General features: G+C 42.5%; 15 protein-coding genes. 9 read left to right on the forward strand and 6 right to left on the reverse strand.

Translation table 11 applies throughout. The features are described 5' to 3' along the window. Positions 1-9: 9 nt before the first annotated feature. Positions 10-663 (forward strand): TPM domain-containing protein, encoded by a 654-nt coding sequence (locus tag N7E81_RS17230; RefSeq protein ID WP_263050841.1) that lies wholly within the window; start codon positions 10-12, stop codon positions 661-663. 39 nt (positions 664-702) lie between these two features. Here the strand turns inward: N7E81_RS17230 and mgrA are convergent, their stop codons facing one another. From mgrA to N7E81_RS17245, 3 genes are all read right to left on the reverse strand, one after another. After that, complete coding sequence (mgrA, locus tag N7E81_RS17235; protein WP_263050842.1) at positions 703-1,695, reverse strand: L-glyceraldehyde 3-phosphate reductase; 993 nt, start codon at positions 1,693-1,695, stop codon at positions 703-705. A 103-nt stretch (positions 1,696-1,798) separates the two neighbouring features. Beyond that, positions 1,799-2,302, reverse strand: coding sequence for a SixA phosphatase family protein (locus N7E81_RS17240; RefSeq protein WP_263050843.1), 504 nt, complete (start codon positions 2,300-2,302; stop codon positions 1,799-1,801). 60 nt (positions 2,303-2,362) lie between these two features. Then, positions 2,363-4,057 carry a PHP domain-containing protein gene (locus tag N7E81_RS17245; RefSeq protein ID WP_263050844.1) on the reverse strand — a complete coding sequence of 565 codons (1,695 nt, stop codon included), beginning with the start codon at positions 4,055-4,057 and terminating at the stop codon, positions 2,363-2,365. 38 nt (positions 4,058-4,095) lie between these two features. Here N7E81_RS17245 and N7E81_RS17250 point away from each other — a divergent pair, with 38 nt between their 5' ends. Then, positions 4,096-5,652 carry an oligosaccharide flippase family protein gene (locus N7E81_RS17250; RefSeq protein ID WP_263050845.1) on the forward strand — a complete coding sequence of 519 codons (1,557 nt, stop codon included), beginning with the start codon at positions 4,096-4,098 and terminating at the stop codon, positions 5,650-5,652. On the opposite strand, the gene N7E81_RS17255 is transcribed toward N7E81_RS17250, so the two are convergent. Next, a complete protein-coding gene (locus N7E81_RS17255) occupies positions 5,649-6,524 on the reverse strand; it encodes a DMT family transporter (protein ID WP_263050846.1) in 876 nt (291 codons plus the stop codon). The genes N7E81_RS17250 and N7E81_RS17255 overlap by 4 nt on opposite strands. A gap of 172 nt (positions 6,525-6,696) precedes the next feature. Here N7E81_RS17255 and N7E81_RS17260 point away from each other — a divergent pair, with 172 nt between their 5' ends. Together N7E81_RS17260 and N7E81_RS17265 are read left to right on the forward strand one after the other, a co-directional pair. Then, a complete protein-coding gene (locus tag N7E81_RS17260; protein ID WP_263050847.1) occupies positions 6,697-8,676 on the forward strand; it encodes an ATP-binding protein in 1,980 nt (659 codons plus the stop codon). A gap of 3 nt (positions 8,677-8,679) precedes the next feature. Beyond that, positions 8,680-9,039 (forward strand): DUF1801 domain-containing protein, encoded by a 360-nt coding sequence (locus N7E81_RS17265; protein ID WP_263050848.1) that lies wholly within the window; start codon positions 8,680-8,682, stop codon positions 9,037-9,039. A gap of 53 nt (positions 9,040-9,092) precedes the next feature. Here the strand turns inward: N7E81_RS17265 and N7E81_RS17270 are convergent, their stop codons facing one another. Together N7E81_RS17270 and N7E81_RS17275 are read right to left on the reverse strand one after the other, a co-directional pair. After that, positions 9,093-9,815 carry a porin family protein gene (locus tag N7E81_RS17270; protein WP_263050849.1) on the reverse strand — a complete coding sequence of 241 codons (723 nt, stop codon included), beginning with the start codon at positions 9,813-9,815 and terminating at the stop codon, positions 9,093-9,095. Positions 9,816-9,883: 68 nt separating this feature from the next. Beyond that, entirely contained in the window at positions 9,884-10,351 is a 468-nt protein-coding gene (locus tag N7E81_RS17275) for a hypothetical protein (RefSeq protein ID WP_263050850.1), read from the reverse strand. A gap of 389 nt (positions 10,352-10,740) precedes the next feature. Between N7E81_RS17275 and queD the strand changes: the two genes are divergently transcribed. The 5 genes from queD (at position 10,741) to N7E81_RS17300 (ending at position 15,075) form a co-directional block, all read left to right on the forward strand. After that, a complete protein-coding gene (queD, locus tag N7E81_RS17280) occupies positions 10,741-11,097 on the forward strand; it encodes a 6-carboxytetrahydropterin synthase QueD (protein ID WP_263050851.1) in 357 nt (118 codons plus the stop codon). Positions 11,098-11,107: 10 nt separating this feature from the next. Next, positions 11,108-12,349, forward strand: coding sequence for a peptidase U32 family protein (locus N7E81_RS17285; RefSeq protein WP_263050852.1), 1,242 nt, complete (start codon positions 11,108-11,110; stop codon positions 12,347-12,349). Then, positions 12,350-12,577 carry a ferredoxin gene (locus tag N7E81_RS17290; protein WP_263050853.1) on the forward strand — a complete coding sequence of 76 codons (228 nt, stop codon included), beginning with the start codon at positions 12,350-12,352 and terminating at the stop codon, positions 12,575-12,577. Between the two features lie 196 nt (positions 12,578-12,773). Next, a complete protein-coding gene (locus N7E81_RS17295; RefSeq protein ID WP_263050854.1) occupies positions 12,774-13,481 on the forward strand; it encodes a Crp/Fnr family transcriptional regulator in 708 nt (235 codons plus the stop codon). Positions 13,482-13,581: 100 nt separating this feature from the next. Next, positions 13,582-15,075, forward strand: a complete 1,494-nt coding sequence (locus N7E81_RS17300; RefSeq protein WP_263050855.1) for an MFS transporter — start codon at positions 13,582-13,584, stop codon at positions 15,073-15,075. The last annotated feature ends 113 nt before the right edge of the window (positions 15,076-15,188 follow it).

A 15,188-nucleotide genomic window follows, 5' to 3' on the forward strand; every position in this document is an offset into this window, starting at 1 on the left:
CCAACAGATATGAGAAAGAAATTCGAATTTTCGGAAGCAGATAAAAAACAAGTAAAAGAGGCCATACAAGCGCTAGAGCAAAAAACAGCTGGCGAAATGGTGGTGTATTTTGCGAGAGAAAGCGACAGCTATTTGATGGCTTGTTGGAAACTATCCAGCATTTTCGGGGCGATCTTCCTGACACTGATCGCTACCCTCTCGTATCTATGGCTCTTGCCTGCCTCGGTGAGCGTCATGACCATTTGCCTGACAGCTATAGGCACTACTGCCATAGGCTTTGCGATCCCCTATTTTATACACACGCTGCGGGTGTCATTCACTCCAGATGAGATCGTGTCGCATCGCGTACTCACCAAGGCTCGGGACATATTCTTGCAAGAAGAAATATTCAACACCACTGACCGAATTGGCATCTTGATCTACATCAGCGAGCTCGAACACCAAGTACAAGTACTGGGCGACTCGGGTATCAATGCCAAAATAGAGCAAGAAGACTGGAACGAAGTGCTCGGCCTCGTGATCCAAGGCATCAAAGCCAACAAACCCGCTCAAGGCATCGCCAGCGCCATAGGCAAATGCGAAGATCTGCTCCTCGCCAATGACTTTGTGAACGTAGTGAAACCCGACAATGAGCTGTCGGATGATATGAGGATAGAGGAGTAACAAAAATGGCCTTGAGTTTCCTCAAGGCCATTTTTAATTTCACCCTTTCAAAATCTTTTCTATCTCATCAAGCTCTTGCTGACTAAACGCAATATTGTCGATACTAGCCAAGTTCTGCTTCAACTGTTCGACGCTACTGGCTCCGATCAGTACGGAAGTCACTACGTCATTTCTCAGTAGCCAAGCAATAGCCAACTGCGAAATGGTTTGCCCTCTCGATTCTGCAACTTCCTGCAAGGCCAACACCTTGTTGATTTTCTCCTCGGTGATATGATCAGACTTCAAAAAGCCCCAGTCTTTGGCCGCTCTCGAATCTTTAGGAATACCTTTCAAATACTTGTCGGTCAATAGCCCTTGTGCCAACGGCGAAAAGACAATACTGCCTACGCCATGCGACGCCAGCGTATCTAGCAACCCATCTTCTACCCAACGATCAAACATCGAATATCGGGGCTGATGAATCACAAAAGGCGTTTTCAATTCCTTGAAAATCTTAGCAATTTCGGCCGTTTGCTCAGGCTTGTAGTTGGACACACCCACATACAAGGCCTTGCCTTGCTTCACGGCATGATCCAACGCCAAAGCAGATTCTTCTATCGGCGTATTTGGATCTGGCCTGTGGTGGTAAAAAATATCCACATACTCCAACCCCATTCTTTTCAAGGACTGATCCAGACTCGACAGGATGTATTTTCGGCTGCCCCAGTCTCCATATGGCCCTTCCCACATGTGATAGCCAGCCTTAGTCGAAATGATCATCTCATCCCGATAGGACATCAGGTCTTCTTTGAGCATCTTCCCAAAGTTCTCCTCTGCCGACCCCGGAGGCGGGCCGTAGTTGTTGGCTAAATCGAAATGGGTAATCCCTTGGTCGAAGGCATACTGCATCATTTTCTTACCGTTTTCATATTCATCTACATGTCCGAAGTTGTGCCAGAGCCCTAGCGAGATAGCCGGCAACAACAACCCTGATTTGCCGCAGCGTCGGTATTTCATGGTTTTGTATCTGTCTTCTGATGGTTTGTAAGCCATAGTTTTTTTTTGGTTTTTGAAATTTAAAACAAGTCTTTATTGACCAGATGTCATTGTATGACACCGGCAGTCTTAGTTTTGGGGATGGGTAGTGCCCTAAGGCTCAGAATTGTAAATCTAATCCTTTCGGATAATAATAAAAAAGCATCTCGGCAGGGCACTTGCCTACTTCCGACCAGCAGTCTGTATCGAGGCTTATGGCCGCCACTCCACAAGTGGGGATGTTAAAAATACTGACTTTCGCCAATTCGTTGGCATAGTCGGTAATGCCCGGATTGTGAACGAATAGCATCGCCGATTGATGCCCATTGTCCAAGCGGCCTATCACTGATGCCATGTCACCCTCATCGCCATGAAATAGGGCTTCCTCCAACTCCAAATCAGCTATCAACTTGCCATATACATGCAAAAAACTAACAGCAGTGTCTTGTGTCCTGCGAGACGGACTGCTCACAAATACATCTGGACAATTCACTTTTTCTTTGAGCACATCGGCCATTCGGGGAGCGTCCCGCTTTCCTCGTTTGTTGAGCGGGCGGTCTCTATCGCGCAAGCTGGCATCTTTCCAGCTGGACTTGGCATGCCGAACGAGGTAGAGGGTCTTCATGGGTTTAATTTCATCATCATAACAGATCAGAGTTTAAGCGCTCTTGTGGTAATATAAAAATCATTTCTTCTTCCCTTCAAAATAGCTCGAAATCTCCTTTAGACTCATCGCATTGAGGCAATGAGCTTTAGTCAGCCCCCCTTTGCGAGCAGCCAGCAGACCATAATACATATCCTTGTAGCCCTCCATCTTATGTGCGTCAGGGTTGATGCTTAGGGTTACGCCTTTTTCCAAGGCATACTGAATCCACCTCCAATCGATATCTAGCCGATACGGGCTGGCGTTGATCTCGATCACTACGCCCCGTTCCGCGCAAGCGTCGATCACGGCCTTGTGATCTACAGGATATCCTTCACGTTCTAAAATCAACCGGCCAGTCATATGTCCCAGAATCGTAGTGTGTGGATTGTGAATGGCGGCGAGTAGACGATTGGTGGCTTTGGTCTGATCCATGGTGAGCCCAGAGTGTACGGAGGCCACGATAAAGTCGAAACTAGCCAGAATCTCTTCTGGATAATCGAGCGATCCATCCGCCAAAATATCCGATTCTATACCTGAAAAAACCTTGAACGGAGCTAATTCTTCATTCAGTTTTTTGATTTCTTCTTGCTGTGCTTTCACCTCAAAATCCTTCAAACCACTGGCATACACAGCCGTCTGACTGTGATCGGTAATACCCAAATATTCATACCCTAGGTCTCTGCAATGCTCCGCCATCTGCCGCAAGGTGTGTTTGCCATCACTATAAGTGGAATGATTGTGCAGAATACCTTTCAGGTCTTTCATTTCTATTAGTTCGGGCAGTTTGTTTTGCTTAGCTAGGTCAATTTCGAAACTCCCCTCTCTAAGCTCTGGCACCATCAGCGCCAAACCTGCCGCCTTGTATATAGTCGCTTCGGATTCGAATGTCTTTTCGTCTACCACGGCTTGCAGGGTCTTGCCCCCATCAAGCGGCGCATGGAGATGCTTTGGATTGGCCGTGGTTTCCACCAATGTATTGTAAAACCGATCCGTAGCACAAAAGCGAATTTTGACAGGAATGTCACACTTACCATAAATGCCGTACCAACTAAACGGCCCAGAAAGCTTTTCATTTTCCATAAAATCAGGAAGGAGATTGATCACCTGCCGAGTCGCTTCAAAATCATCAGAAGCGATCAAAAAATCCAAACGGCTAATAGTCTCCATTCTACGGCGCAATTCGGCCGTTTCAGAAAACAAGGTAATTGTCGGTTGGTTTTCGAAAGCTGCTAAAATGTGGATCATAAAAGGCTCCACATTAGCATAGCGCTCAAAGCCCCGGCAGCTAAGTGCAAACTGTATGGCATGCTTCAATGACTCCTGTGTCTTTTCAGCAAACCCTTTGAGTTTGGCTACTCGGCCTTGCGCACAGAGATCGAGCAAATCTTCGAGCGTTTCTGCTCCACCTTCTTTCCAAAGTACTGCGATTTTCTTTGGGCCAAACCCTGATATTTTAAACATCTCAATGACACCTTCTGGCGTATCTGCCTTCAGCTGATCCATACTTTCGAACGAACCTCTTTCCAACAGCTGTACGATGTTGGCTGCCATGCCTTTGCCAATGCCTTCTATTTGGGGGATGTCGTCCGTAGCCAATGTACTCAGCTCCACATCCAATCCGCTGATGGTATCTGCGGCAGTCTGATAACTCCGGGTTTTGAATGGATTCTCTCCATGAAGTTCCATGAGTTTGGCGGCAAGTTTGAGTTTGTTTTTTATTTCGGCGTTCGTCACAGTGATTGTATTTTAGAATTGAGATATAAACTTACAAATTGCATAAGAATATAAATACCAAATTACGGTTTATAAGTTATCATTGCGGCGAATCAAAGCTCAAAAACCGGTTGGGAGTAGTCATCAAACAAAGTAGTATTTCTGCCTTTTTCACCTATTTAGGTGCAGGTATCGGCTTTGTCAATACCATCGTACTGTTTCCTCTGTTTTTATCTACTGAGCAGATCGGTTTGCTCCGCGTTATTCCATCAACGGCTTTTTTGATTACATCTTTTGCGCAATTAGGCATTGGCCAGGCATTGCTAAAATTTGCCCCAGAGCTTAAGAAGAAACCCGAAGGGTTGGCGCAGCTCATTACATTTTGCGTAATCATTGTCTTGCTAGGATTTCTTATTGCCAGTGGCCTACTCTATGTATTTGAGACGCCTATCAAAGCCTATTTCAGCACAAACTCAGAGCTGCTTTCAGACTATTTTTTGGTGGTAACTGTCCTGATATTGATCCTTTCGCTCCACAACTTATTTGAGACATACGGCCGCCTATTTTTAAAGACCATCGCCCAAAATATCATCAAAGAAATCGTACTTCGCCTGATGCTCTCCATCAGCGTGGCACTATACTACTTGCAGTTGATCACCTTTCACCAGCTCGTCTATAGTCTAATTCTGATGTATGGGCTGATGCTCCTGATGCTGATCGGTTACATTTTTGGAATGGGAGAACTCAAGTTTAGCACCAAATTGGATCTGATAAACAAGCCCCTACTCAAACGAATCGGCATGTATTCGATGTTTGTGATGATCGGTACTGGCAGCACCAATATTGTACTCAATATCGATCAGGTGATGATCTCATCTGCCTTGGGGCTGAGTGCCAATGGCATCTACTCTACCGTATTTTATTTTGCCGTGATGATCGAACTCTCTCGACGTGTCATTGCACAAATCACCACACCTCTGGTCTCCGATTCGCTAGAAAACGAAGACTGGCCAGCTATCGAAAAAATCTACAAGCAAACTTCCATCAACCAGATGGTCGTTGGAGGATTGTTCTTTATCGGACTGATCTGCAATCTGGACAATATTTTTGCACTCATGGCCAATGGTGACGAGTTTCGAGCAGGTCGCTATGTGGTCTATTTCATTGGTTTATCCAAAGTCATGGAAATGGCTTTTGCCAATAGTAGTGCCATCATATCCATGTCCAGTTACTACAAGTTCAACGTGATCACTATAGCCATTCTAGCCATTTTGATGATTGGTCTTAATCTGATACTAATACCTGCATATGGGATCTCAGGTGCTGCTTTTGCCTCCTTTGCTGCCCTATTTATTTTCTCTTTAATGAAAATGATTTTCATTAAAATAAAATTCGGTTTTTCCCCATTTACATGGAAAAACGGTTCGCTTCTTTTGATCGGATGTGTCGTTTTGATCTTGGGATTGAACGTACCTACCTTAGACAATTCTCTGCTAGATTTGATTATTCGCTCCTCTGCTATAGGCTTGGTTTATTGTACAGCCATATATCTATTTAAAATTTCGGCAGAAATAAATGGTGGCTTACAGCACCTTCTGAAAAAACGAAAAGGCTAGTGCTTCTTTCTGATTGCCAAGACATTACCTATCAGAATCATACCAACACCCAAACCAGCATACCAAGTCATCTGATAATTCTCGAAAACCGATGAGATGCCAATGGCTATCACCGGGATAATCACCAATGCATAAGCCGCCTTGTCTGCTCCTACTTTGCTTATGAGTGTGAGGTACGTACCAAAAGCTATAATAGAACCAAAAACAGTAAGGTAGAGCAATGAAAAAATATAGGTAACTGACGGGTCAAAAGAAAATGGTCTCCCTAATATCAAGGCTAATATTCCCATCCAGATACCTCCATAGAGCATCCCAAAAGCATTGGCTTGTATGACAGGGATCTGATTCGCTGAGTTTCTTGCCGAAGTGATATTGCCCAACGAGGCGACCACCACAGACAGAAGCGTAACGCCAGTTCCTACCCATGTCTCACGCGTAAAACTGAGACCCAAAAATTCGTTGCTAAAAATAAGCACGGTACCTGTAAGGCCAAATAGCGCCGCTAGCAATATACTTTTATTGATCGGTCGTCTGAGAAAAATAGCACCAAAACCCGAATTGAAAAACACCATGGTAGAATAAGCTACAGCAATAAGACCACTGGCCAGATAGACTTCCGCCTCATAGACCATCCAATAGTTGACACCAAAAAGCAGCAATCCTTGTAACGCCATAAACGCATGATCTTTCAACGAAAAACGCATGTTTTTCTTAGCTACTACACAAAAAAACAGCATCAGTATACCTGCCAACCAATACCGGTAAACTACCGAAATCAACGGATCCACGATACCCAATTGGAATTTTATGGTAAACCAAGTAGACCCCCAGATGAGGGCAGGAATGATAAATAGCCAAAGATTCTTATTCATGGTCAATGTTCTATAATTAGCGCAAGCTAAACAATAACCCTAGATGAATAATGCTAATCTGCACCATGAGAAAATATGATACATCGACTAATATCCATCTGACTTGTGGCTATGTGTACAATCACTTATATTTATTTGTTTATCACTTTATCATTCATACCAGCTTTAGCGAATGAATCTTCATGAACAAATATTAGATAGTTATGACTCATTGGTAGTCTTTTCCTTTGACAAGGAATATCGAATTCGTTCGTTAAACAAAAGTGGCGCTCGCCTGCTACATCAGATGTATGGCAGACATGCCAAAATAGGCGATTGTATTTTGGAGTATTTCAGATCTGGATACAATATTTCTTTGGCTCAAAAGCATTTTGACATGGCATTGAAAGGCAAAAGCTTCACTGTGACAAGGCCTTTTGATTCAGGTGATTCGATTCGTTATTTAAATCTCATGTATGCCCCTCTCAAAGAAAAAGGTCAAATCTCTGGGTTTTCGGCTATGGTAGTAGATGTGACCGAAAAAATGAAACACGACGAGGAGCGTATTCATGTCAACGAACTGTACAAAAGTCTGTTCATGACATCTACTGATGCCATCATGACACTAGAGCCACCTAGTTGGAATTTCACCACTGGCAACACGACCATATTACACATGTTTAAGGTGAAAAATCTAGAAGAATGGACCGCAATTGGTCCATGGCAAGTATCTCCTAAGCATCAGCCTGACGGGGAAGCTTCTGGTCAAAAAGCCAAGCGCATGATCGAAATAGCCATGCAAAATGGTTCTCATTTTTTTGAATGGATTCATCAGCGAATGGACGGCACTTGCTTTCCTGCAACTGTACTACTGACTAGAGTAGACTATAGCAAAAGACATTTTTTGCAAGCGACTATTCGAGATATTACAAAAGAAAAACAGGCCGAGAAAGAACTAAAAACACAAACCGAATTGCAGAGTATTTTGATGAAAATATCATCCAAATACATCAACACACCATTAGAAACGGTACATCAAGTCATTCATGATTCGCTACGAGAAATAGGTAAGTTTGTGAAAGCAGACCGGTCCTATTTGTTTGAATTTGACGCCATCAACAAAACCATATCTAATACTTACGAATGGTGTGCCCAAGACATTACGTCTGTAATTGCCGAGTCTCAACAATTACCCATGAATGAAATTAAAGAGTTGGTAGACCCTCTTTTCAACGGAGATTATATCTATATCGCCGATACTGCTCGTATGATAGACAGCAACTCGAAGAATATTTTGATTACTCAAGAAGTCAAAAGCTTACTCACAGTACCCTTGATGCATGGTCCAAATTGCATTGGATTTGTAGGATTCGACTCGGTAGTCAATCATCAAACCTATACAAGTAAAGAAATAGCCATCTTGAAGTTATATTCGGATATGCTGGTGAATATTCAAATGCGAACAGAGAAACAGATGGAACTAGAACAGCTCCTGTATACCACCAAAGACCAAAACAAGCGACTCAAGGAATTTTCCTACATCACTTCACACAACTTGAGAGCTTCTGTAGCCAATTTGATTGGTCTTTCTGACATGATAGAGGTAATACCCGAAAGCAGAGAATACCTAAGCATGCTAAAGATTACCACCCAAAAGCTAGACAAATCACTTACCAACATCAATGATTTGATCAATTTTGAAAATGAAAATGACCTACTCGAAAAAGTAGACTGTAGCCTGTCAGAAGCCGTACAGCGAGTATTGAAACTGACCAACCAGATCATGAAACATAAAGAAGTAGAACTCACAGTCGACATCGAAGAATCACACACAATTAAAGCCTTCCCTGCCTATTTGGACAGTATTTTTCACAACCTGATTACCAATGCCTTGAAATATGGCATCACTGATACAGCTAAAAAACTATCTATTCGTGCAAATAAAGAAACCTCTGGCACTTCTATTTTCATTCAAGATGAAGGATTGGGCATAGACCTGACCAAATACCGAAACAAAATGTTTCAAATAGGCACACGACTGCATGACATATCAGATGGGCAAGGGTTAGGACTATTTATGACCAAACGTCAACTAGAGGCCATGGGTGGCCATATTGAGGTAGACAGTCAGACTAATCTCGGTACTACTTTTAAACTTCATTTCCAGAATTGACCCATGCACCCTTCCTTATCTTCTTTTTTCCTTGACGGAAATGAACCTATAAAAAGTTGCTTACTGGCACTAAGAGAAATACTCCTACAGTTTGACTCTAAAATCAGTGAAACAAAAAAATATGGCATGCCCTGCTACCAATACCAAGGCAAAGCATTTTGCTATCTATGGACAGACAAAAAATCCGGGCATCCTTATATACTAGTAGTAGAAGGCCGCCAAATAGACCATCCAGCCCTCGAACAAGGCACTCGTGCAAGAATGAAAATACTTCCCATCGACCCACAGGCAGATATTCCTATCCATACCATACAAGAAGTACTATCCCTCTCCAAAGCACTTTATGATCGTTCTATCAAATAGTCAATACTGTATGATTCAATTCTGCTTTCGATTCGAATCATAGAAAACTGGCGTTAATTAGGCGCACCTACATCAGCTGCCTTTGCCTTGCCCACAGGGATCGTGAGGTAAAAATAGAGATCTCTATTGTGCTGCCTGTCGCCAGGATTATCCTTTAGTACATCTACCACACCATAGTAATATCGCACGCCGAGATTCATTCCATCTTTGGGCTTTAGTTTGAAACCAAAACCAGCCGTAAAACCTGCATCCAGTCTTTTATAATCATTTTGAATATTTTCTTCGAATAGCAAATCACCTCCTGCCACACCTTCAGTATACTCATTTATTGCTTTTGTCCGAATACCCACTTGTGGTCCTAGCATCGCGTGAAATTGCGGTGTAATATTATATTTCATCAACAAAGGCACTTGAAAATAGCCGATCCTACGTTTCACATCTGCTCCTACCAACACAGAGTCCAGATCATCTATTCCTGATACATTTGAAATGGAGTTGGTGTATCTTACTCCAGTAGTAGATTTTACCAACACAGCGGGGTTGAATGACCAACGGTCATTCATAATAAAATCAAAATAAAAACCGATATGCAGTGTATGACTCAATTTACCGTTCTCCTCGCCAGACAGGTTGGACGACTGCAGTCCGCCGATTAGTCCAAATTCCAACTTATCAGAATTAAGTTTATCCCCCAGCAACAACGAGATCAGTACTTGGGCATGTGTAGAAAAGGAAAAACAAAACAGACAAGCGGCTAAAGCAACTACTTTTTTCATCTTAGTTAGATTTAATTCACTTTTAAAATTAGAATAAAATCAACTAAACGACCCTGTTTCCCACAGAATTAAAGTACAAACTTTACATGTGGAATCATAGCTCTCTTCAGCATCAATCGATAGGATTTATCCGTTACTTCAATCCAGTTGACTGTGGCGGCTAGCAGCAACTCCCCTCCCATTTTGTAACCTTCAAAACCAAAGTGTTGAGCTACTTTTCCCAATGCCATTTTATCTTTCATTCGTATGGCTCTAGCCAATGACTGGATGTCTCTCAGAACGGTCTTCGATGCACCCAAAATCAGCGGCTTCCCCGTAGCCGAAGAGACTACATATAAACCTGACAGATCCGTCATACGGCCTATCCTATCCTGGATCGTTCGAATACCGTTTCCTTTTTTCTGAAAAATACTTACGTCATATCCTGTTTTGATCTTACGCCTAAACAGTCTGACTTTAGCACCTAGTTTAGAGGAATAATTAGCATATTTTATGGGTACAGGCTGACTCTGTATATGTGTGGGTATTGTGTTCATCTGCTTCATGGTTTACTTATTTGCTTTATTAGATAACCAATATCATTCCCAAAAAGCGTACAATCTCAAATGCGCTTTAGACACACATATACATCCCACAACCCAGGGCTATTGTAGAGTATTTTTCCCAAAAAGGGAAAATATAGTCACTATTGACCCTATTGAACTTCTAGCAATACTTGCTCTAAAATTAGGCCGTGTTCCGCTCAATCTAACCACTTTTAACTGGTGTTTGAGACTGCCTCCCTGTTTCGGCACCCTTTTATGATCCATAAACCCTACTATGCGAAGCCCCTTTTCAGACTTGGAGTCAAAGTCAGGATTTTAACCCTCTAATTTCAGCTTTGAATAGAAAATCGTCTAACTTCGCGGATTAAACAGTCGTTCACATGGTTATTTACAAAAAGTTCGCATTCGATTCCGCACATTTTTTACCCAATGTACCCGAAGGGCATAAGTGTAAAAACATGCATGGGCATACTTACAATCTGACCGTCTATCTCGAAGGAGATTTAGACACAGAGTTGCAATGGGTCATGGACTTCAAAGAACTAAAGGACGTAGTAAAACCCGTTATTGAACGAATCGACCACCAACTACTCAATGACATCGCTGGTCTTGAAAACCCAACCGCAGAAAGAATTGTGGTATGGATCTGGGAACAAATACAACCCAAACTGCCACTTTTGAGTAAATTAGAACTGAACGAAACGCCCACCTCAGGAGCGATCTACGAAGGAAAATAAAAAGAGAGAAATGGAAGCAATTAAACACGATATCGAAATCATGGCACCAGCAGGCTCATACGAAAGCTTGCAAGCAGCCATCAAAGGAGGAGCCAATTCCATTTACTTTGGTGTAGAGCAGCTCAACATGCGCGCCCGATCTTCCAACAACTTTACGCTCGAAGACCTTAGGAAAATCGCAGAAATCTGTAAGGAAAACAACATGAAGTCCTATATCACGCTCAACACCGTGATGTATGATCATGATATGAACCTGATGCGGGACATCGTGGACGCAGCCAAAGAAAGTGGCATATCTGCCATTATTGCTGCAGATCACTCCGTGATGAACTACGCAAAAAAAATAGGATTTCCTGTTCACATCTCTACACAGGCCAATATCAGCAACATCGAAACAGTAGAATTTTATGCCATGTATGCCGACGTAATGGTTATGGCTCGTGAACTCAGCTTGATGCAAGTTGGAGATATCACAAGAGAGATTAAAAAAAGAAACATCACAGGCCCAGCAGGCGAACTCGTAAGAATTGAAGTATTTGCTCACGGGGCACTTTGCATGGCCGTGTCTGGCAAATGCTACCTCAGCTTACATTCAGATATGGCTTCCGCCAACAGAGGAGCTTGCGTTCAAAACTGCCGTAGAGAATACACCGTAAAAGATGACCGTGGCAACGAACTCAAGATAGACAACGAATACATCATGAGTGCTGCCGATCTCTGCACAATCGACTTCATGGACAAAGTGGTAGAAGCAGGTGTGTCAGTCTTTAAAATTGAAGGTCGTGGACGTGCTGCCGACTATGTCTACACCACCACCAAGTGCTACAGAGACGCTGGTGATGCCATCAACGAAGGCACATATACCCCTGAAAAATTTGCTGCATGGAAAACAGATTTAGAACGCGTATACAACAGAGGATTCTGGGACGGCTACTATCTAGGCAGAAAAATGGGAGAATGGAGTGAGGTTCACGGCTCTAAAGCTACGACCAAAAAAATCTTACTTGGTAAGGGCATCAAATACTTTAGCAAACTGGGCGTAGGCGAATTTCTAATGGAAACACATGCATTAGAAAAAGGTGACGAGATTATGATCACAGGACCCACTACTGGCATTGTGAAAGCAACCATCAGCGAGATGCGTGTAGACAATCAAATGGTAGACAAAGTCAAGAAAGGTGATAATTTTTCTATCAAAATAGATGAAATGATCCGTCCATCAGACAAACTATACAAAGTAGTGCCTGCCTAAATGCACAAAATCACTCAATACCGTGACCGCTGCATTGGGTGTAACGCCTGTGTGGAAATAGCCCCTGACCGCTGGCGCATATCCAAAAAAGATGGAAAATGCACCCTCGTTGGAGGCAAGCCTGTCAAAGGCATCTATCATGTAGACATACACGAGCATGAGCTAGAAGACAACAAAAGAGCTGCTATAAGCTGCCCTGTCAACATCATCAAAATTGACGGGAGGTAGTCTATTGTAGCTCTGACTACCATTCTCTACACCATAAGACACACATTAAACACCTAAATTTTTAGCACATTCCAGAGATATAGCCTGTAGTTAGCTATCTTTAATACGAAGCGTTTTCTCAGCTTTGAGAATAAGCCCCTTACATATTACGTAGTTTGTTGTATATTTGTACGTAGTTTTACGTATTTAAAGAATTATGGAAAGAGCCGTTTGCATTACCTGTCAAAATCTAGATTGTATCATCAAGAAGAACAGTCGAGACCAAGAAGTAGAAAAATACCTGAGTAAAAAACACACAATTCAGTGCAAAAAAGGACAACAATTCATCTTAGAAGGTGCACCTGTACATGGGCTTTATTTCGTCAATAAAGGCAAGGTAAAAGTAGCCAAAACAGGCTTTCAAGGCAGAGAGCAAATTGTGAGATTTGCCAAAGACGGAGAGATTATTGGCCACCGGGGATTTGGTGTAGGCGAATCCTACCAAATCAATGCTGTAGCCATAGAAGACTCCATTTTATGCAACTTTCCCAACGAACTCATGAAGGAAATGCTACATCATGCCCCCAATCTGACTTATGATTTTATGATGTTTTATGCCGATGAGCTCAATAGAAGTGAAACTAAAGTGAAAAAGTTTGCACAAATGACTGTGCGAGAAAAAGTAATTGATGCCCTCTTGTATATTAATCGAAAATTTGGGCAGTCCAATGAGTACCTAAACATTCAACTCTCTAGGAAAGAAATTGCCGACTTTGCTGGCACTACGGACGAGCAAGTCATTAGAGTAATCTCAGCTTTGAAAAAAGAAAAAATTCTTCGCGCTTCTGGAAAGAAAATTGGAATCATCGACATTGAAAAATTAAAGAAAGAGATTTCAGAGCACAATTTCTTCTTAGACAGCTGAACTTAACCTGCATTTTCGCAGGTTTTGAATTGTTTTATACCATATGAGTTGAGGTTTTATCGCATTTATTTTGTACGTATTACTACGTATTTAATAAATAATGAAAATTCAATCAGATCAAGCTAATAAAATACTTTTTTTCAATACCCTAGCTTTTACCTTCTGCTTTGCAGCTTGGATGCTCAACGGCATACTCGTTACCTTTTTGGTAGACAATCAGCTTTTTGACTGGAGTGCAATACAGGTAGGATGGCTAATTGGCATACCTGTTTTGACAGGAGCTATATTGAGATTGCCTGCAGGAATTCTCACAGATCGCTACGGAGGCAAACCTGTATTTACGGGCTTATTACTCCTATGTGCCTTCCCCTTATTTTTACTCTCTTACGCCAACGACTTCTGGTCTTATGCCCTATGCAGTTTAGGCTTTGGTCTAGCAGGTACTAGTTTTGCAATAGGCATCGCTTTCAGTTCGGTGTGGTTTCCTAAAGAAAAACAAGGCACTGCCTTGGGCATATTTGGTGCTGGCAATGCTGGCGCAGCCATTACCACTCTAGTTGGCCCATCTATACTCGACTACCTAACAGATGACAAAACAAACCTAGAAGGGTGGAGACTTATGCCTCAGATCTATGCTGCTTTTTTAGTCATTATGGCTTTGATTTTTCTAGTCTCTACTACAAATAAAAAACCAGTAGGCGGCTCTAAAAACCTTACCACACTACTTCTCCCACTCAAAAGTATTCGAGTTTGGAGATTCGGACTCTATTACTTCCTCGTGTTTGGTTGCTTCGTATCATTCGCTGGATGGCTCGTTCCTTATTACACCAATGTATATGGGTTTGATCTAGCAACTGCAGGATTTCTAGCTTCGTGTTTTAGTTTACCCTCTGGGATTGTAAGGGCATTTGGCGGATGGCTTTCAGATAAATTTGGCGCTAGAGCCATTATGTATCGTGTCCTCCTCGGTACTATGTTTCTATCATTGGCTTTGCTTCTTCCCAAAATGGACATCTACTCTACAGGCAAAGGCGTAATGGCCAAGCGCAATGGTAAAATCACTGCTGTCACCCCTACCTACGTAGAACTAAACGGTGAGCGTTATGAGCTGATCCAGCAAACTAACCAGCTGGATAATTCAGAAAATGAGTTTCACTTCTGGCCAGTCAAAGAAATGTGGCAAGAACCCATTGTAAAAGTAGGCGACGATGTAGGCAAGAAAGAACTCTTAGCTGAAGGCAAAACACACATCTATTTTCAAGCCAATGTCTGGGTATTTGCCAGCTTGGCAATCCTACTTGGCTCTATCTGGGGCATAGGCAAAGCAGCTGTATATAAGCATATCCCTGACTACTTCCCCAACGAAGTGGGTGTAGTCGGTGGCATGGTGGGTGTACTCGGCGGACTAGGTGGTTTTGTCTGCCCTATCGTATTTGGCTACCTTCTCGAAGGCACAGGACTATGGTCTAGCTGCTGGCTACTTATGCTCTTACTATCTATCGTTTGCCTAGCATGGATGCATAGTGTAATTCAAAAAATGAACGACAATGCCTCACCTACACTAAAGAAAAGCTTTGAAATTGCAAAAAACTAAGTAGTCTATAGTCTCAAGTAAGTAAATGAAAAACATTGAAATCCCCTTACTTGAGACTAGTACTGACACCCAAGAAAACGCACGGCCAAGCTCATCAATTACTCGCTAGTCCC

The sequence above is a fragment of the Reichenbachiella carrageenanivorans genome, assembly GCF_025639805.1.
GTDB classification, from domain to species: Bacteria; Bacteroidota; Bacteroidia; order Cytophagales; family Cyclobacteriaceae; genus Reichenbachiella; species Reichenbachiella carrageenanivorans.